Annotated in this window: 15 protein-coding genes; 5 read left to right on the top strand and 10 right to left on the bottom strand. The window is 66.5% G+C overall.

Annotated features, from left to right (window positions below; genetic code table 11):
• Positions 1-67: 67 nt before the first annotated feature.
• On the top strand, positions 68-1318 hold the full coding sequence (gene lldD / locus AC1DYX_RS08030; protein WP_477258073.1) for an FMN-dependent L-lactate dehydrogenase LldD: 1251 nt from the start codon (positions 68-70) through the stop codon (positions 1316-1318).
• Positions 1319-1376: 58 nt separating this feature from the next.
• On the opposite strand, the gene AC1DYX_RS08025 is transcribed toward lldD, so the two are convergent.
• From AC1DYX_RS08025 to AC1DYX_RS07985, 9 genes are all read right to left on the bottom strand, one after another.
• Positions 1377-1934 (bottom strand): outer membrane beta-barrel protein, encoded by a 558-nt coding sequence (locus AC1DYX_RS08025; RefSeq protein ID WP_477258071.1) that lies wholly within the window; start codon positions 1932-1934, stop codon positions 1377-1379.
• 126 nt (positions 1935-2060) lie between these two features.
• Positions 2061-2840: a 3-oxoadipate enol-lactonase gene (pcaD, locus tag AC1DYX_RS08020; RefSeq protein WP_477258069.1), complete on the bottom strand. Its 780-nt coding sequence runs from the start codon at positions 2838-2840 to the stop codon at positions 2061-2063.
• Positions 2841-2844: 4 nt separating this feature from the next.
• Positions 2845-3630 carry a 1,6-dihydroxycyclohexa-2,4-diene-1-carboxylate dehydrogenase gene (locus AC1DYX_RS08015; RefSeq protein ID WP_477258067.1) on the bottom strand — a complete coding sequence of 262 codons (786 nt, stop codon included), beginning with the start codon at positions 3628-3630 and terminating at the stop codon, positions 2845-2847.
• Complete coding sequence (benC, locus tag AC1DYX_RS08010; RefSeq protein WP_477258065.1) at positions 3627-4658, bottom strand: benzoate 1,2-dioxygenase electron transfer component BenC; 1032 nt, start codon at positions 4656-4658, stop codon at positions 3627-3629. Before benC ends, AC1DYX_RS08015 begins: the two co-directional genes overlap by 4 nt.
• Positions 4659-4672: 14 nt before the next feature.
• Entirely contained in the window at positions 4673-5164 is a 492-nt protein-coding gene (benB, locus tag AC1DYX_RS08005) for a benzoate 1,2-dioxygenase small subunit (RefSeq protein WP_477258063.1), read from the bottom strand.
• Positions 5161-6531 (bottom strand): benzoate 1,2-dioxygenase large subunit, encoded by a 1371-nt coding sequence (gene benA / locus AC1DYX_RS08000; RefSeq protein ID WP_477258061.1) that lies wholly within the window; start codon positions 6529-6531, stop codon positions 5161-5163. The genes benB and benA overlap by 4 nt, the downstream gene beginning before the upstream one ends.
• A gap of 9 nt (positions 6532-6540) precedes the next feature.
• Positions 6541-7461, bottom strand: a complete 921-nt coding sequence (catA, locus tag AC1DYX_RS07995) for a catechol 1,2-dioxygenase (RefSeq protein WP_477258059.1) — start codon at positions 7459-7461, stop codon at positions 6541-6543.
• A gap of 27 nt (positions 7462-7488) precedes the next feature.
• Positions 7489-7779, bottom strand: a complete 291-nt coding sequence (catC, locus tag AC1DYX_RS07990) for a muconolactone Delta-isomerase (RefSeq protein ID WP_477258057.1) — start codon at positions 7777-7779, stop codon at positions 7489-7491.
• Positions 7780-7789: 10 nt separating this feature from the next.
• Positions 7790-8899: a muconate/chloromuconate family cycloisomerase gene (locus AC1DYX_RS07985; protein ID WP_477258055.1), complete on the bottom strand. Its 1110-nt coding sequence runs from the start codon at positions 8897-8899 to the stop codon at positions 7790-7792.
• A gap of 102 nt (positions 8900-9001) precedes the next feature.
• Between AC1DYX_RS07985 and AC1DYX_RS07980 the strand changes: the two genes are divergently transcribed.
• From AC1DYX_RS07980 to AC1DYX_RS07965, 4 genes are all read left to right on the top strand, one after another.
• Entirely contained in the window at positions 9002-9916 is a 915-nt protein-coding gene (locus AC1DYX_RS07980; protein ID WP_477258053.1) for a LysR substrate-binding domain-containing protein, read from the top strand.
• Between the two features lie 125 nt (positions 9917-10041).
• The gene (locus AC1DYX_RS07975; RefSeq protein ID WP_477258051.1) at positions 10042-12003 is read left to right on the top strand and encodes a sialate O-acetylesterase; all 1962 of its coding nucleotides are present in this window, start codon (positions 10042-10044) and stop codon (positions 12001-12003) included.
• A gap of 35 nt (positions 12004-12038) precedes the next feature.
• Positions 12039-13955 carry an NPCBM/NEW2 domain-containing protein gene (locus tag AC1DYX_RS07970; RefSeq protein WP_477258049.1) on the top strand — a complete coding sequence of 639 codons (1917 nt, stop codon included), beginning with the start codon at positions 12039-12041 and terminating at the stop codon, positions 13953-13955.
• Positions 13956-14104: 149 nt separating this feature from the next.
• Positions 14105-15322, top strand: a complete 1218-nt coding sequence (locus AC1DYX_RS07965; protein ID WP_477258047.1) for a helix-turn-helix domain-containing protein — start codon at positions 14105-14107, stop codon at positions 15320-15322.
• 452 nt (positions 15323-15774) lie between these two features.
• Here the strand turns inward: AC1DYX_RS07965 and AC1DYX_RS07960 are convergent, their stop codons facing one another.
• Positions 15775-17358: an isocitrate lyase gene (locus tag AC1DYX_RS07960; protein WP_477258045.1), complete on the bottom strand. Its 1584-nt coding sequence runs from the start codon at positions 17356-17358 to the stop codon at positions 15775-15777.
• Between the last annotated feature and the right edge of the window lie 290 nt (positions 17359-17648).

The raw sequence follows: 17648 nt of genomic DNA, 5'->3' as shown, positions 1-17648 counted from the left end.
CGCGGTCGTGCTAGCATCACTGACCTGATGCGGTCCCGTACCGCGAATCTCGTCACTTATCCGAACCATGATCATTTCATCCGCAACCGATTTCCGCGAGGCGGCCCGCCGCAAGCTGCCGCCTTTCCTGTTCCACTATCTCGACGGCGGTGCAGGCGCCGAGGAGACCCTGCGTGCCAACGTGAGCGAGCTGCAATCGGTCAGGCTGCGCCAGCGCGTGCTGCGCGGTGCCGAACAGCTCGACCTGGGCGCCGACTGGTTCGGCCAGCACTACGACCTGCCGATCGCACTGGCGCCCGTCGGCCTGACCGGCATGTACGCGCGCCGCGGCGAAGTCCAGGCGGTGCGCGCGGCCGACCGGCGCAATATCCCGTTCATCCAGTCGACTGTGTCGGTGTGCCCGCTGTCCGAGGTCGCGGCGGCCGCATCGAAGCCGATCTGGTTCCAGCTCTACGTGCTGAAGGACCGCGCCTTCATGCGCGACGTGATGCAACGTGCGCGCGAACTCGGCGCGACGAACCTCGTGTTCACGGTCGACATGCCGGTGCCGGGGGCACGGTATCGCGATGCCCACAGCGGCATGAGCGGGCCGAATGCGTCGTTGCGGCGCATCGTGCAGGCGATGCTGCATCCGCGCTGGGCCTGGGATGTCGGCCTGCTCGGCCGTCCTCACGATCTCGGCAACATCTCGGCGTATCGCGGCGAGGTCACCGGCCTGGAAGACTATATCGGCTGGCTCGGCGCCAACTTCGATCCGGCCATCGCCTGGCATGACTTGCAATGGATCCGCGACGAGTGGAAGGGCAAGCTGGTCATCAAGGGCATCCTCGATGCCGGCGATGCGCGCGACGCGCTCGCCTTCGGTGCGGACGGTATCGTCGTGTCGAACCATGGCGGGCGCCAGCTCGACGGGGCGATCTCGACGGCGCAGGCCTTGCCGGACATTGCCGACGCGGTGAAGGGCAGGATGACCATCTTCGCCGACGGCGGCGTGCGCACCGGTACCGACGTGTTCCGCATGCTGGCCCTGGGTGCCGATGGCGTCCTCCTCGGCCGCGCGTTCGTCTACGCGCTGGCGACCATGGGCCAGGCCGGCGTGGAAAAACTGCTGGACATCATGGCCAAGGACCTGCGGACCAATATGGTGCTGACCGGCGTGAAATCGGTGCGCGAGATCGGTCCCCATCTGCTGGCCGCGCCGCCGCGCGCCGACCTGGCGGGCGGCCGGCCGGCGCAGCCTGGCCAGACTCAGGGAGACCGCGGCCGCGTCGTCGAACCGGTCGCGGACCACCGTTTGACCGCCGCTGAAAAACAATAGGCGGGACAGCGACACGGCGCTGCGAAGAGCGCCGTGTCGGCAACCTGCCGTCACGGGTTTAGAAGCTGTAGCGTACGCCCACCGACACGACGTGCGCCTTCAGGTCGGCGCCGTCACCCTTGACGATCTTGCCGAAGTCCTGGTACTCGGCGATCACGTCGACGCCCGGCGCGACCTTGTAGCTCATGCCGATGCCGACCATCAGGCTGTTTTCCGATTCCGTGTCCGACTCCGACATGGTGCCGCTCCTGGCCGTCAGCCTGGTGCGGGTGTGAGCCGCGCCCAGCTTGCCGGTGAAGGCGAATTCCGGGGTCAGGTTATAGCTGCCGGTAACGGCCAGGTGCACTGCTTGCGGCTTGGACGACACCGAATCGCCTTGCGACGAGAGTTCGGCCTTGCCCAGGTTGGTGTAGCCCAGTTCGACACCGAAGTTCTCGTTGTAGCGATAGCCGGTGGCGACCTGGAAGGCGGTGTCGCTCTTGGAGATGTCGAAACCGTCGAATGCGAGTTTCTGCTCGGCCGAGCCCACGCTGGCGCTCACGTAGGCGCCCGGTTCGGCGGCCAGGGCCAGGTTGCATGCGATGGTTGCGATAGCTGCCAGGATAATGCGTTTCATTTCAAAAACCTCATCTAATTGTTGAGGCGGCAATATATCCGAGAGGCAATATTTTCGTCCAGCGCATGAGGTAATATTTGCGTAGATACAACAGCGTGAAATAACTCGTTGTTGCACCGCATGGGCTCAATTGGTGCAAAGCGCCCGCACGGCGCTCGTGAACGAGGCTTCGGCTTCGATGTTCGAGATGTGCGAGGCGGCCAGGGTGACGACGCTCGCCCCGCGGATCCGCTCCCGCATCCAGACGGCGTCGGCGACGGTGGTCACCGGATCCGCCGCACCGGCGACGATTAGTGTCGGCACGGCGATCGTACCCAGTGCGGCGCGCAGGTCGGCCTGCGCCAGCGCGTCGCAACACGCCGCATAGCCCGCGGGCGACTGCTCGCGCAGGCGTCCGATCATGCGCTCTACGACATGCTGTTCGCGCGCGATGAAGCCGTCCGTGAACCAGCGCGCGGCGGCGCCGTCGGCAACGCCGTCCATGCCTTCGCGCCTGACCCGCGCGGCGCGCGCGCGCCAGCCCTCGGCGGTGCCGATCCGCGCCGCCGTGTTGGCCAGTACGAGGCCATCGAACCGGTGCGGCGCGTGGATGCCCAGCCATTGCCCGGTCAGCCCGCCCATCGAGATGCCGCAGAAGCGTGCGTGCGGGATCGCCAGTGCATCGAGCAGGCCGACGACATCGCGGCCCAGGCGCTCCAGCGTGACGGCGGCCGTGCCCAGTGTCGAACGCCCGTGGCCGCGCGTGTCGTAGCGCACGACGTGAAAGTCGCGGGCGAGGGCGGCAGCCTGCGCGTTCCACATGGAGAGATCGGTGCCGAGGGAATTCGACAGCACGATGCAGGGCCCGGCCGGATCGCCGTCGGTGCGCACATGCAGGCGCACGTCATCCACCTGAATGAGGTGCATGACATCACCCCTGGTCGCCGCCGCCCACGGGCAGCACGGTGCCGGTGACGTACGACGCTTCGCTGGACGCGAGGAACAGGATCGCGGCCACCTGTTCGGCGATGGTGCCGTAGCGGTGCATCAGGCTCGATGCCGTGGTCTGGTCGACGATGCCCTGGTACCAGGCCTGTTCCCGTGCGCTCGGCGGGTCCGGGTTGCGCTGCACCCTGCGCGGCGGCGCTTCCGTCCCGCCCGTCGCCACGGCGTTGACGCGGATGCCGTCCTGCGCGTGTTCCATCGCCAGGCTCGCCGTCAGCGCATTGACGCCGCCTTTCGCCGCCGAATAGGGGACGCGGTAGATGCCGCGCGTGGCCACCGACGACACGTTGACGATGCTGCCCGCGCGCGCCGCGATCATCGCCGGCAGCACGGCGCGGCAGCACCACAGCGTGGGAAACAGCGAGCGGCGGATCTCGGCCTCGATCTGGGCTTCCTCGTACTCTTCGTACGGTTTGGCCCAGATGGTGCCGCCGACGTTGTTGACGAGGATGTCGATGCGGCCGCAGTCCGCCAGCGCCCGTTCGGCGAGCGCGCGCGCACCGGTCCACGTCTCCAGGTCGACTTCGCAGACGACGGCCTGCGCGCCGGCGGCGCGTGCTTCCTGCGCCACCTCGTGCACGAGCGGCGAGCGGTCGGCCAATACCAGCCGCGCGCCCTCGCGGGCGGCCGCGAGAGCGACGCCGCGCCCGATGCCCTGGGCGGCGCCGGTGACGACCATCACCTGCCCGCCGAAGCGGTCCGGATGGATCATGCGGCACCTCCGGCGGTGCTCGTGGCCGAGAACTTCTCGAAATGGAACGCGTGGGGCCGGATGCCCGTGTTCTCCAGCCAGCCGCGCACGGCGTCGACCATCGGTACCGGACCGCACAGGTAGACGTCCACATCGCCGCCGTTCATCCAGCCAGGTTCCACGTGGGCGGTGGCGTAACCCTTGCGGGGATGGTGGCTTCCCTCGGCCGCCACGCACGTCACGTACTCGAATTGCGGATGGACGGCGGCGATGCGGTCCAGCTGCTCCAGGCCGGCGAGGTCGTGATCGTTGGTCACGGCATACACGAGTCGTACCGGATGCGGGAAGCCTTTCGCCGCCAGCACGTCGAGCATGGACAGGAACGGCGCGATGCCGGTGCCGCCGGCCAGCATCAGCACCGGGCGCATCACGGGCCGCAGATAGAAGCTGCCGTACGGACCGGAGAACGACAGGGGTTGCCCGGGCCGCGCCTGGCCCGTCAGCCACGTGCTCATCAGGCCATCCGGCACGTTGCGCACCACGAAGCTGGCGTCCGGCGCACCCGGCGCGGAGCTGAACGAGTACGAACGGGTCTGGTCCGTGCCCGGCACGGTCACGTTCACGTACTGGCCGGGCAGGAAGTCCAGCTGGTCGGGATGGTCGAGCGTCACCGCAAGACGGATCGTCGACGGCGACAACTGCGTCACCGAGGCGACCTTGGCGGGGAAGTCGGCCACGCCCGTCCTGCAGGCGGCGGACGTGGCCGGGATGCGCACGACGCAGTCCGACGTGGGACGCATCTGGCAGGCCAGCACGTGGCCGGATGCGGCGTCCTTTGCCTCGAGCGCGTCCTCGATGTAGCTGTCCGGCGGCATGTCGTACGTGCCGGATTCGCACAGCCCGCGGCAGGTGCCGCAGGCGCCGTCGCGGCAATCGAGGGGGATATTGACCTTCTGGCGATAGGCCGCGTCGGACAGTTTTTCGTTGGGGTTGCAGCCGATGAAGCGCGTGACGCCGTCTTCGAACTGCAGCGCGATCGTGTGAGGCATGGCCGTCTCCTGTTTCAGATGTGATAGATGTCGATGACCTGGCTGATGTAGTCGTTCTTCAGGACGACGTATTTGTCCAGGATCCGCGCTGCGCGACCGGAAAAATCGATCACGTAGCGCGACATGCCGAAATAGCTGTGGGTCGTGTGGTAGCGGTGGCTCAGCGTGTGCCAGTTGAAGCGCACCGTGTGGCGGCTGCCGTCGACCTGTTCCAGTTCCACGTTGGCGATGTTATGGCTCGTGCGGGTGTCGGGAATCGTCGCGCTGGAACGTTCGGTCTTGATGCGGAAGACGCGGTCTTCCAGGCCCTGGCGGTCCGGGTAGAAGATCAGCGAGATTTCGCGTTCCGGGTCTTCCACGAGCCGGCCGTCGTCGTCCCATGACGGCATCCAGAAGCGCGCTTCCGGCGCATAGCACTGCAGCCAGTCGTCCCACTGCTCGTCGTCGAGCAGGCGCGCTTCGCGGTACAGGAAGGCCTCGATGTCGTGCATGGTCAGCGCGCTCATTTCGCGTCTCCCTGTGCCTCGAACGCCTTCTTCATCACGTCCAGCCAGTAGCGGTGCTGGATCGTGTACAGGCCCTCGTCCTCCGTGCGCACGCCGCTCATCAGGGGCGCGAGGCCGATGTCCGTCGCCGCATCGTCCGCGCCCTGGATCCAGTGTGTCGCGCCGCGGCACATGTCGTTCCACTGCATCGCGGCGCCGTTGTAGCCCTGCTGGCAGGCGCGGAATTCTTCCAGGTCGTCCGGCGTCGCCATGCCGCTGACGTTGAAGAAATCCTCGTACTGGCGGATGCGGTGGGCGCGTGCCTCGGCCGATTCGCCTTTCGGCGCGATGCAGTAGATCGTTACCTCGGTCTTGTCCACGGCCAGCGGGCGCAGCACGCGGATCTGGGAACTGAACTGGTCCATCAGGTAGACGTTCGGGTACAGGCACAGGTTGCGCGAGCGTCCGACCATCCAGTCGGCCGTCGCGCGGCCGTACTTCTCGACATACTCCGCATGGCGCGCGAAGTTCGGCCGGTCTTCCGGATTCGCCCACTGCGACCACAGCAGGATATGGCCGTGTTCGAACGCATGGAACCCGCCGCCCTGGCGCCCCCAGTTGCCCGCATCCATCGCGCGGATCCTGTCCTCGCCGGTAGCATCCTCCTGCTTCCTGCGGTTGGTCGTGGCCGCATAGTTCCAGTGCACGGCCGTCACGTGGTAGCCGTCGGCGCCGTTCTCGGCCTGCAGTTTCCAGTTGCCGTCGAACGTGTAGATCGACGACCCGCGCAGCACTTCCAGGCCTTCGGGCGACTGGTTGACGATCATGTCGATGATCTTGCCGGCCTCGCCGAGGAATTCGTCCAGCGGCGCCACGTCCGGATTCAGGCTGCCGAACAGGAAGCCCTTGTAGCTGCCGAAGCGCGCCAGCTTTTTCAGGTCGTGCGAGCCTTCCCTGTTGAAGCACTCCGGGTAGCCGGCGGATTCCGGATCCTTCACCTTCAGCAGCTTGCCGCCGTTGTTGAAGGTCCAGCCGTGGAACGGACAGGTGTACGTCGCCTTGTTGCCGCGCTTGTGGCGGCACAACTGGGCGCCGCGGTGGCTGCAGGCGTTGATGAACGCATTCAGCTCGCCGTTGCGGTTGCGGGCGATGAACACCGGCTGGCGGCCGATGTGCGTCGTGTAATAGTCGTTGACGTTGGCGACCTGGCTCTCGTGCGCGAGGTAGATCCAGTTGCCCTCGAAGATGTGCCGCATCTCGAGATCGAACAGGGCTTCGTCCGTGAAGGCGCTGCGATGCAGGCGATGGTCGCCGGTGGCGGCATCCTCGACCAGGTAGTCGTCCAGGGACTTGGGCCTGAACGCGTCGACGGGAACGATCGGAATCATGGCGGCTCCTCAGGCGGCGGCGCGGGGGCGGTCGACCAGCGTGGTCGGGGCGGCGTCGGTGTCGCGGTACAGGTGGAAGTCGAAGTCGATCGAGGCGAACGGTTTGTCCAGGCGCTTCGCGTCGATCCGGGCCGGGTCATCGATGCGCTGCACGGGCGGCACCAGGCCCGGGCGGCTGGCGAATGCGAAGTCGTCCCACAGGTACTCGTCGCCGTCGATGTTGATCTGCGTGGTCAGCTTGCGGTGCCCGGGCGCGCTCACGAAAAAGTGGATGTGCGCCGGACGCTGCCCGTGCCGGCCCAGCAGATCAAGGAGTTGCTGCGTCGTGCCGTCCGGCGGGCAACCGTAGCCGACCGGGATGATCGAGCGGAACTGGTAGCGGCCATGCTCGTCGGTGACGATGGTGCGGCGCAGGTTGAACGGCGACTGAGTCGGGTCGAAGAACGAGTAGTTGCCCAGCAGGTTCGCATGCCACACCTCGACCTTCGCGCCCGGCACCGGCTTGCCATCCTCGTCGAACACGGTACCCTGCATGAACAGGACGTCGCCGCGGTCGGCCTCCGTACCGTCGTCCAGGCGGGCGAAACCGACGCTTGCCGGCGCGCCGGCCACGTACAGCGGGCCTTCGATGGTGCGCGGCGTGCCGCCGGCCAGCCCGGCCTGTTGTTCGGCGTCGTCGGCGCGGATGTCGAGGAAGCGTTCCAGGCCCAGGCCCGCGGCCAGCAGGCCCAGTTCGCCCGCGGCACCGGCGGCCGCCATGTACGACACGCCGTGCCAGAATTCGGTCGGGGTGATGTCGAGGTCTTCGATCGCCTTGCACAGGTCGCCCAGCAGGCGCAGCACGACCTGCTGCACGCGCGGGTCGGCGGGGCGGTCGGCGGCGTCCACGACCCAGCTCCTGGCTAGGCGTTCGATGTCTGCGTGATTCATGTCTGTCTCCTTTGTGGTGGTGGATGTTCAACGGTCGCAGGCAGCGATCGAGGAGGGATGGCGGCACAGCGGCATCACGTCGATCTGCATGTGGGGGAACAGGGGCAGGGCCGTCAGCAGCGCGTGCAGCTCGTCGACGCTGTCGACGTCGAAGATGCTGACGTTGGCGTACTGGCCGGCGATGCGCCACAGATGGCGCCATTTGCCCTCCCGCTGCAGGCGCTGGGCGAGGTCTTTTTCGGCCTGCCTGAGCGTTGCGGATTCTTCAGGGGCCAGCGATGCGGGCAGGTTGACGTTCATTCGTACGTGGAAGAGCATGGCGGTCTCCTTATTTGCGCTGCAAGGCGCGCAGCTTGTCGGTGTCGATCTCGACGCCCAGCCCGGGGCGGACCGGCACCTGCAGTTCGAAGTCGCGGTACACGAGCGGCTCGCGCAGTACTTCTTCCGTCAGCAGCAGGGGACCGAACAATTCCGTGTCCCACGCGAGGTCGGCGAACGTCGCAAAGACGTGGGCGCTGGCCGCGGTGCCGATGCCGCCTTCGAGCATCGTGCCGCCGTACAGGCCGATGCCGGCCAGCCGGGCGACGGATGCGACTTCCAGCGCCGGCATCAGGCCGCCGGACTGCGCGATCTTGACGGCGTAGACGTCGGCGGCGTCGATGCGGGCCAGCTGCAGCGCGTCGACCGGTCCGTGCAACGCCTCGTCGGCCATGATGGCGACGTCGAAACGGCGTGCGAGGCGCGCCAGCGCGGCGCCCTGGTGGGCCGGCACCGGCTGCTCGACCAGGTCGACGCCGCCCGCTTCCAGCTGCGCGATGCCGCGCACCGCGTCCGTTTCGCTCCACGCCTGGTTGACGTCCACGCGCACGCTGGCGCGGTCGCCCACGGCGCGCTTGATCGCCAGCACGTGGGCCACGTCGGCGTCCACGCTGCGCAGGCCGATCTTCAGCTTGAAGATGCGGTGGCGGCGGATCTCCAGCATGTGTTCCGCTTCCGCGATGTCCTTCGCCGTATCGCCGCTCGCCAGCGTCCAGGCCACCGGCAGCGTGTCGCGCACGCGGCCGCCCAGCAGTTCGGACAGCGGCACGTTCACCCGGCGCGCCTGCGCATCCAGCAGCGCCGTCTCGAGCGCGCACTTGGCGAAGCGGTTGCCCTGGATGGCCTTGCGCACCTTCGCCATCGCCTGCGCGGGCCGGGCAGCGTCCATGCCGATCAGCAGCGGCGCGATATGGGTGTCGATATTCGCCTTGATGCTTTCCGGGCTTTCCTCGCCGTAGGCCAGGCCACCGATGGTGGTGGCTTCGCCCCAGCCCTGGATGCCGTCGGCGCAGCGGATGCGGACCAGGACCAGTGTCTGCGTGTGCATCGTCGCCACCGAGAGCTTGTGGGGCCGGATCGTCGGGACGTCGAGCAGGAACGTGTCGATGGTTTGGATCATATTTGATGCGTATAATTCGCTGAGGTGATGTCACGATATTCCCCACAACGACGGGCGTCCAACACCGTTTTGGTATGAGCTCGATACTTAATAGGTATAGAGATGGAGCTGAGGCATTTGCGTTACTTCGTGGCCGTGGCGGAAGAGCGGAACTTCACGCGCGCCGCCGAACGGCTGCACATCGCCCAGCCGCCGCTGAGCCGGCAGATCCAGCAACTGGAAGAGGATCTCGGCGTGGTGCTGATCGAAAAAGGCGCGCGGCCGCTGCGCCTGACCGAGGCCGGCGCGTTCTTTTACGCGCATGCGAAGGCGCTGCTCGACCAGGTGCACGACCTGCGTACGATGACGCAGCGCGTGGGCAAGCTGGAACGCAAGCTGTCCGTCGGCTTCGTCGCGTCCACGCTGTACGGCCTCCTGCCCGACATCATCCGCCGCTACCGCGAAGCCCACCCCGAGGTCGACATGACCCTGCACGAGATGACGACAGTGGAGCAGCTCAAGGCGCTGAAGGAGGGCCGCATCGACGTCGGCTTCGGCCGCATCAAGAGCGAGGACGCGAGCATCCGCCGCATCCTGTTGCGTGAAGAGCCGATGGTCGTGGCGCTGTTCCCCGGCCACCGGCTGGCGGCAAAGGAAGGCGGCCTGCGCCTGACGGAGCTGATCCACGAGCCGCTGCTCGTCTATCCGCAGGCGCCGCGTCCGAGCTTTGCCGACCAGGTGCTGGCGGCCTTCCGCGACGCGAATTTGGTGCCGGACCATGTGACCGAGGTGCGCGAGCTGCAGATCGCGATGGGCCTCGTCGCGGCCGGGCAGGGCATTGCCATCGTCCCGGACAGCGTGCAGGGGATGCACCACCGGCATGTCGTGTACCGGCCGATCGAAGACCGGCATGCCGTGTCGCCGATCTTCTTCAGCGTGCGCCACATGGACCGCTCGCCCGAGCTGGAAGACATGCTGGCGGCGGTGTATTCGGTCTACGACGACCAGGGCATCGCGCACGTCCGGGAACGGTTGTGAGCAAAATTTCTCGTGGACTGGCATATTTCACTAGATGCGGCAACATCGTCGTTGGTATAACATTGCGATTACATTAAAATGATATGCGCAAACATTAACGCGCCCAACGATACCAACGAGGAATCATGAAAGAGACAATACGGTTGGCCGTGCCCCTGCTGGCACTGGCCTCCGCCTGCACGAGCCTGCCTGCCCAGGCCGCCGAACTCGGCCTGGCCCGCATCTTTTCCGACCACGCGGTGCTGCAGCGCGACCAGCCCATCGCCGTGTGGGGTACGGCCGACGCCGGCCGCAAGCTCACCGTCACGCTGGGCGGGCAGACGGCGAGCGGCAGCGCGGACGCGCACGGCAAGTGGAAGATCCAGCTGCCGCCGCAGCCCGCCGGCGGGCCGTACACGCTGAAGGTCACGTCGGACGGGCAGGCGGTCAGCCGCGCCGACATCCTCGTCGGCGACGTCTACCTGTGCTCCGGCCAGTCGAACATGGAATTCCTCCAGCGCGCGTCGACCAATGCCCTGGCCCCCACGTACGGGCCACCGAACGACAGCCTGCGCTTCCTGAACGTGCAGAAGAACAGCGCGGCGACGCCGCAGGACGAGCTGAAAGGCCCGGTCGCGTGGACGCCGGTGAAGGCGGAAACGGTGGGCGATGCCTCCGCCGTCTGCTATTACATGGCGCGCTCGCTGCAGGCCAGCTACAAGGTGCCGGTCGGCTTCATCAACGCCAGCTGGGGCGGCACGACGATCCAGAGCTGGATCGGCGCCGAATCGCTGCGCCCATTCGGCGACTACGCGGCCCGCGTGGACGCCGTCGCGCAGTACGGCACCGACGCCGCCGCCGCGATGCGCGCCGAGGACGTGCGCACCGAAGCCTGGTGGCGCGCGCACGACGCGGCGACAGCCGCGCAGCGTGCATACGTCGCGCCGGATTTCGACGACAGCGCCTGGCCGGCCGTCACCCCGAGCGGCTCGTGGAAGGACAGCGGCGTCGCCGGCTTCAAGGACTTCGATGGCGTGACCTGGTACCGCACGGCCGTTACGCTGACGGAAGCGCAGGCGAATGCCGCGAACGCGCTGCGCCTGGGCCCAGTGGATACCTGGGACAGCACCTGGGTCAACGGCGTGTACGTGGGCGGGGCCGGCCAGTCCTGGACGTGGCGCGATTACACCGTGCCCGCCGGCGCGTTCAAGCCCGGCCGCAACGTGATCGTCATGCGCGTGCTGAACGGAGGGCAGGGCGGCGGGCTGACGGGCCAGGCGTCCTTCCGCACGATCGGCCTCGCGGATGGCCAGGCGATTCCGCTGCCGGCCGCGTGGAAGGTCAAGCGCGGCAGCGCGCTGAAAGGCCAGTCCGTGCCGCCGCCGCCATGGGATGTCCCGACCAGCCTGACGACGCTGTACAACGGCATGATCGCGCCGCTCGTCGGCTACAAATTCAAGCTGGCCGCCTGGTACCAGGGCGAGGCGAACGCCGGTGCGGCGGAGGAATACCGCGCGCTGCTGCCCATGCTGATGCGCGACTGGCGCCAGCGCTTCGGCCAGCCGGCGCTGCCTTTCCTCGTCGTGCAGTTGACGTCGTTCGGTTCGACGGCGAAGATGCCGGGTGACTCCGGCTGGGCCGAGCTGCGCGCGGCGCAGGCGGACGCGGTGGCGCATGATGCCCATGCGGGCCTCGCCGTCACGATGGACGTGGGCGACCGCTTCGACATCCACCCGACGCAGAAGACGATCGTCGGCGAGCGCCTGGCGCGCGCGGCACGCGCGGTCGCGTATGGCGAAAAGTCGGCGCCCGGCAGCCCGACCGCGGTCTCCGCGCGCCGGGCCGGCAACGACATCGTCATCGCCTACAAGGACGTGGGCAGCGGCCTGGCGACGTATTCGTCCGACCGCGCGATCGGATTCGAGGTATGCGCGGGCAAGACCTGCCGCTACACTGATGCGCGCGTGCACGGCGACACGGTGGTGCTGCCCGGCGCCGGTGCGCCGGACGTCACGCGTGTGCGCTATGCCTGGGCCGATTCGCCGTTCGTGAACCTGTTCGGTGGCGACGACCTGCCGGCCGCGCCGTTCCAGCTCGACGTACACTGACACAAAAAAACTAACGCAACTGATTGGAGACTGCGATGCAACACCAACGAACCTCGTGCCGGCTGCCGCGCCTGGCCTTGATCCCCCTGCTGTTTGCGACGGCGATGTCGCATGCGGCAACCGATCCGCTGGCGCCGACGGCACACTGGAGTGCCTATACCGCCGGTCGCGCATCGACGCCGCCGATGGGCTGGAGCAGCTGGAACGCGTTCGGCACGAATATCGACGAAGCGAAGATCGTCGGATCGGCCCAGCGCCTCGTCGACAGTGGCCTGGCCGCCAAGGGCTACCGCTACGTCAACATCGACGACGGCTGGGCGCAGCGCCGCGCGGTCCCGGACGGCCGCCTCGAAGTCCGGGCCGACCAGTTCCCGTCGTCGGTCAAGGGCGGCTTCCGGCCCCTCACCGACAAGCTGCACGCGATGGGCCTGAAGGCCGGCATTTATTCCGACCTCGGCCGCAACACCTGCTCGCAGGCCTATGGCGGCGACGATCCGAACCTGCCGAAGGGCAGCATGCTCGAACGCGAAGTGGGCCTGTATGGCCATATCGACCAGGACATCAAGCTGTTCTTCTCGGACTGGAACTTCGATTTCATCAAGGTCGACGGCTGCGGCGTGCGTGCCTACGGCGCCGACAGCCCGAAAGTCCGTTCGGGCCAGTTCCGCGCGCTGACGCCCGTGCTGGACCTGGAATCGGTCACGCGTTCGAACATCCCGGCGGTGCAGGCGGAATTCGACCAGATCAACGCGGCCCTCAAGCGCAACAAGCCTGATGGCGATTTCCTGCTGTCGCTGTGCGTCTGGGGCTCGGGCGACGTGCGCGCCTGGGGCAAGAACTTCGGCAACCTGTCGCGCACGAGCGACGACATCCGTCCGTACTGGACCCGCCTGCTCAGCAACTACGACAGCGTGGTCAGGCGCGAGCTGTACGGGCATCCGGGCAGCTGGAACGACCCCGACATGCTGTTCATCGGCGCGGGCGAGTTCGATGCGAACCACCTGGTCGAAGCCCGTTCGCACTTCTCCCTCTGGGCCATCATGAACGCGCCGCTGATGACGGGCGCCGACCTGACGAAAACGCCGCAGGCGCTGATCGACATCTTCGGCAATACCGACATCATCGCCGTCAACCAGGACCCGGCGGGCAACCAGGCGGTGCTCGCGTACGACGCCGACGACCTGCAGATCCTCGTGAAACAGCTGGCCTCGGGCGACAAGGCCATCGCCGTGTTCAACCGCGGCTTCGGGCCGATCGACGCCGATCTGACGGCCGAGCAGCTGAAGTTCCGCAAGGACGCGCCGGTCACGTTGACGGACCTCTGGAGCAAGGAGACGTCCACGTTCACGAACGAGACGAAGGTGCGCGTGGCGCCGCGCGAGACGAAGATCTTCCGCGTCCACGGCACGCGGGCGCTGGCCCAGGGCATCTACCTGTCCGAGCAGCCGGGTAGCGTGAATCCGGCCGTGGACGGCGTCACCACGCCGCAGGCCGATCCCACGGTCTTCCGCTCGTCGAACGGCTGGACCGGCAGCAAGGGCCCGGGCGAACGGCCGATGTATGCCGGCTGGGGCGGCGCGCGCGCCGACAGCACGCCGTACAACCAGGTCCTGCAGATCGGCGGCAAGCAGTTCACGGCCGGCATCGGCATCCTGGCCAATTCCCGGCTCGAGGTACGCAATCATGGCTACGGCCGCCTGAGCACCCAGGTGGGCGTCGACGACTCCGCGCACGACCGCAAGCAGGCCGTGACGTTCATGGTCTACGGCGACGGCAAGCTGCTGGCGAAGAGCAAGGCGCTGCGCTGGGGCCAGGCGGCGCAGGCGCTGACGGTCGATGTCGCCGGCGTCAAGGTGATCGAGCTGGTGGCGCGCAGCACGGGCGGCGACAACGCGCTGCTGCCGGTCACCTGGGGCGAAGCGGCACTGCTGGGGACCGGCAAGTCCGACTGATCCGGCAAGGCCGGTGCCACCCCGTTGCATGCACGCAACGGGGTGGCACCGTACGGGTGAAATCGCGGTCTCGCGTGGGCAGGCTGCTATGATGCCGTTGACGTCACCCAGCAGAGGTGGCGCCTGGAGACACTTACCTGCCATGCCCTATGCAACAGTTCTATAAAAAGGCGCTGCTCGCGTTCGTCCTGGTCGTGCTTGCGGACGCGTTGCTCGCCGTCGTGCTGGTCGATCGGAGTTATCTGTCGCTGCCCCTGCTGCCGGCCTACGACGGGCGCGACGACCAGGTGACCCGCTGGCGCTTCGGTTCCACATCGGACCCGTGGCCCTGGGAAGCGCACGTCGTCCGGCTCGACTACACGGCGCGCGACAGTCTGCGCTTCGACATGAACCTGCCGGCGACGGGCGACGGTGGCAGCGTCTCCGGGGATCTGCTGGCGCGCGACGGCAAGGACAGGCCGGTCATGGTGGACCTGTCGATGTACGACACCATCTCGTTCGTCGCCCGCTGCGCGCCCGCCAATTCCATGTCGTTCATCGTCTCCACGTTCGAGGAACGCACTTCGCAGTCCGGCAAGTACCTGACCTATCCGCCGGCCCTGACGTACTTCTCGTGCAACGACACCGGTGTGCCCGTGACCCTGGACCTGACGCGGCTGACGCTCCCCGAATGGTGGCTGGAGGCGATGCACCGCGACGTGTCGCACCAGGAGTACACGCTGGATCGCGTGGAGCGGATGGTATTCGGGACCACGGCGCAGAGCCCTCGCGGCGTCCCGGCCCGGGTCGAGATCAGCAAGCTCACGCTGCGCGGCCGCGATTATCGTTATCTATCCTGGTTGGCCGGTATCGTGGCGGCGGGATGGATCGCGTTCGGCATCTGGTTCTTCCGCGCGCACGCGCGCGCGCTGGTCGCGAGCCTGGATGCGCACCTCAAGAACGACGTCCCGCTCGTCGCCTACCGCCAGCTGACGCTGGAGCCGCACCGCGACAAGGAAAAGGCGTCGGTACTGCGGTACATCGCGACGCATTACACGGACCCCGGACTGGACCTGGATACCGTGGTGTCCGCGACGGGGACGAACCGCAAGAAGGTCAACGACGTGCTGAAATCGGAACTCGGCATGACGTTCACCAGCTACCTGAACAAGCTGCGCCTGACGGAGGCTGCGCGACTGCTCGCCGAACAAGGCGAAACGACCGTCGCCGAGATCGCGCTCTCGGTGGGGTATGCCAACGTCTCGTACTTCAACCGCCTGTTCAAGGAAGAATACGGCTGTACCCCGAAGGCCATCCGCACGCTGGCGCGCCAGCCGGAAGGGCAGGGCGAACCTGCCGGGGAACCGGTGGAGCCTCAGGACGCTTGACAGATCCTGTTCGTTGTTCCGGGAGCGACCGCGGCGTACACTGGGCCTTTGCGGTCCTCCGCAATCGGCCCTGAAGCAGTCGTTGGCTGGTCGGTTTTTCATGGGCGAACACATGGGGGGCGCCGTTATGGGTGATGCAGAACTCGCAGCCAAGTGGCACAACAAAATCATCGAAACCTGTGAGGAGAAACTTGGACGGACTCTCTCTTCAAAGGAACGGCAATCCATCACGCAGCACGAAGGTTTTCTGGCACTTGAAATGATTGAGGACAGGGTAAGCCACGCGCAACCTAATGAGCTTGAGCGGTACCTGGTCTCAATCGCAGTCGAGTAGAGCAACGCCCGCTTCGGGTTTATAGTACCCACCCGAGAGTACGACAGCCCGGGCGCCGCCGAATGGCCGCGCCCGGGCTGCCCGGCGGACCGGCACGCGGCCGGCCCGGTGAGACCGGTCAGAACTGGTTCATCGTGTTGTGCTGGCCGGCGGCCTTCAGCGCGGCCTCGCCGCTGAAGTATTCCTTGTGGTCGTCGCCCAGGTCCGAGCCGGACATGTTCTGGTGCCTGACGCAGGCGATGCCCTGGCGGATCTCCTTGCGCTGCACGCCGGCCACGTAGCCCAGCATGCCCTGGTCGCCGAAATACTCCCTGGCGAGGTTGTCCGTGGACAGGGCGGCCGTGTGGTACGTCGGCAGCGTGATCAGGTGGTGGAAGATGCCCGCGTCGCGCGCGGCGTCGGCCTGGAACGTGCGGATGCGCTCATCCGCCACTTTCGCCAGGATCGAGTCGTCGTATTCCGCGCTCATCAGTTGCGAACGCTCGTAGCCGGAGACGTCCTCGCCGCGGTCCTTCATGCCGTCGTACACCTGCTGGCGGAAGTTCAGCGTCCAGTTGAACGACGGGCTGTTGTTGTACACGAGCTTCGCGTTCGGGATGACCTTGCGGATCTCGCGCACCATGCCGCCGATCTGGCCGATGTGCGGTTTCTCGGTCTCGATCCACAGCAGGTCGGCGCCGTTCTGCAGCGACGTGATGCAGTCGAGGACGCAGCGCGCTTCGCCGGTGCCTGCGCGGAACTGGAACAGGTTGCTGGGCAGGCGCTTCGGACGCAGCAGCTTGCCGTCGCGCTGGATGACGACGTCGCCATTGCCAAGTTGCGCCGGCGTGATTTCTTCCACATCCAGGAAGCTGTTGTACTGGTCGCCCAGGTCGCCCGGTTCACGCGAGTAGGCGATCTGCTTGGTCAGGCCGGCGCCCAGCGAGTCGGTACGGGCCACGATGACGCCGTCGTCCACACCCAGTTCGAGGAAGGCATAGCGCACGGCGCGGATCTTGGCCAGGAAGTCTTCGTGCGGGACCGTGACCTTGCCGTCCTGGTGGCCGCACTGCTTTTCGTCCGACACCTGGTTTTCGAGCTGGATGCAGCAGGCGCCCGCTTCGATCATCTGCCTGGCCAGCAGATAGGTCGCTTCCGCGTTGCCGAAGCCGGCGTCGATGTCGGCGATGATGGGCACGACGTGCGTCACGAAATTGTCGATCCGGTCCTGGATGGCCGCGCGCGCCGCCGGGGTTGCAGCCTTGTCCAGCTGGCGGAACAGGCCGCCCAGCTCACGGGCGTCGGCCTGGCGCAGGAAGGTGTACAGCTCCTTGATCAGCGCCGGCACCGCGGTCTTCTCGTGCATCGACTGGTCCGGCAGCGGGCCGAATTCCGAGCGCAGGGCGGCGATCATCCAGCCCGACAGGTACAGGTAGCGGCGATCGGTGTTGTTGAAGTGTTTCTTGATCGAGATCAGCTTCTGCTGCCCGATGAAGCCGTGCCAGCAGCCCAGCGACTGGGTGTATAGGGACGGATCGGCATCGTAGTTCGCCATGTCGCGGCGCATGATGGCGGCCGTGTAGCGGGCGATGTCCAGGCCGGTCTTGAAGCGATTCTGGGCGCGCATGCGGGCTGCGGATTCGGGGTTGATGGCATCCCAGCCGCTGCCGTAGCGCTGCTTGAGGGTGGCGATGGCCTGGATATCGTTCTGGTACTCGGACATGTCGGACTCCATGAAAAGTCAAAAGTAAATCGAAGGAAGAGCGAAACTCATGGGTTCATCTTAAGGCATGCGGCCTTGATGTCTCTTATGTCTTATATAAGACTTGAAAACAAAAATTACTGTGTAGTTTCAATGGCTTATGTGCTCGCTTCCGCATCGCGGAATCATGTTTTGCGCAACGGGATATACGGATGCATGTCGGATGCCACTATCTTCCACAATGTGAAATGGTATTCAGCCGAGTGAAAAATGGGGGCGAAAGCGGTGCATCGAACGCGACGGAAGCAACC

It is taken from the genome of Massilia sp. P2_C2 (assembly GCF_056404615.1).
The sequence above is the reverse complement of the archived record's forward strand: the minus strand, read 5'-3'. Positions and strand labels throughout refer to the sequence as shown.

Bases quoted from the DNA above. Each gene is read 5' to 3' on its own strand.
- benC (WP_477258065.1), bottom strand. From the start codon at position 4,658: ATGCCTCACACGATCGCGCTGCAGTTCGAAGACGGCGTCACGCGCTTC.
- AC1DYX_RS07960 (WP_477258045.1), bottom strand. From the start codon at position 17,358: ATGTCCGAGTACCAGAACGATATCCAGGCCATCGCCACCCTCAAGCAG.
- AC1DYX_RS07980 (WP_477258053.1), top strand. From the start codon at position 9,002: ATGGAGCTGAGGCATTTGCGTTACTTCGTGGCCGTGGCGGAAGAGCGG.
- AC1DYX_RS07970 (WP_477258049.1), top strand. From the start codon at position 12,039: ATGCAACACCAACGAACCTCGTGCCGGCTGCCGCGCCTGGCCTTGATC.
- benB (WP_477258063.1), bottom strand. From the start codon at position 5,164: ATGAGCGCGCTGACCATGCACGACATCGAGGCCTTCCTGTACCGCGAA.
- catA (WP_477258059.1), bottom strand. From the start codon at position 7,461: ATGAATCACGCAGACATCGAACGCCTAGCCAGGAGCTGGGTCGTGGAC.
- AC1DYX_RS07965 (WP_477258047.1), top strand. From the start codon at position 14,105: ATGCAACAGTTCTATAAAAAGGCGCTGCTCGCGTTCGTCCTGGTCGTG.
- AC1DYX_RS07985 (WP_477258055.1), bottom strand. From the start codon at position 8,899: ATGATCCAAACCATCGACACGTTCCTGCTCGACGTCCCGACGATCCGG.
- benA (WP_477258061.1), bottom strand. From the start codon at position 6,531: ATGATTCCGATCGTTCCCGTCGACGCGTTCAGGCCCAAGTCCCTGGAC.
- AC1DYX_RS07975 (WP_477258051.1), top strand. From the start codon at position 10,042: ATGAAAGAGACAATACGGTTGGCCGTGCCCCTGCTGGCACTGGCCTCC.
- catC (WP_477258057.1), bottom strand. From the start codon at position 7,779: ATGCTCTTCCACGTACGAATGAACGTCAACCTGCCCGCATCGCTGGCC.
- AC1DYX_RS08025 (WP_477258071.1), bottom strand. From the start codon at position 1,934: ATGAAACGCATTATCCTGGCAGCTATCGCAACCATCGCATGCAACCTG.
- lldD (WP_477258073.1), top strand. From the start codon at position 68: ATGATCATTTCATCCGCAACCGATTTCCGCGAGGCGGCCCGCCGCAAG.
- AC1DYX_RS08015 (WP_477258067.1), bottom strand. From the start codon at position 3,630: ATGATCCATCCGGACCGCTTCGGCGGGCAGGTGATGGTCGTCACCGGC.
- pcaD (WP_477258069.1), bottom strand. From the start codon at position 2,840: ATGCACCTCATTCAGGTGGATGACGTGCGCCTGCATGTGCGCACCGAC.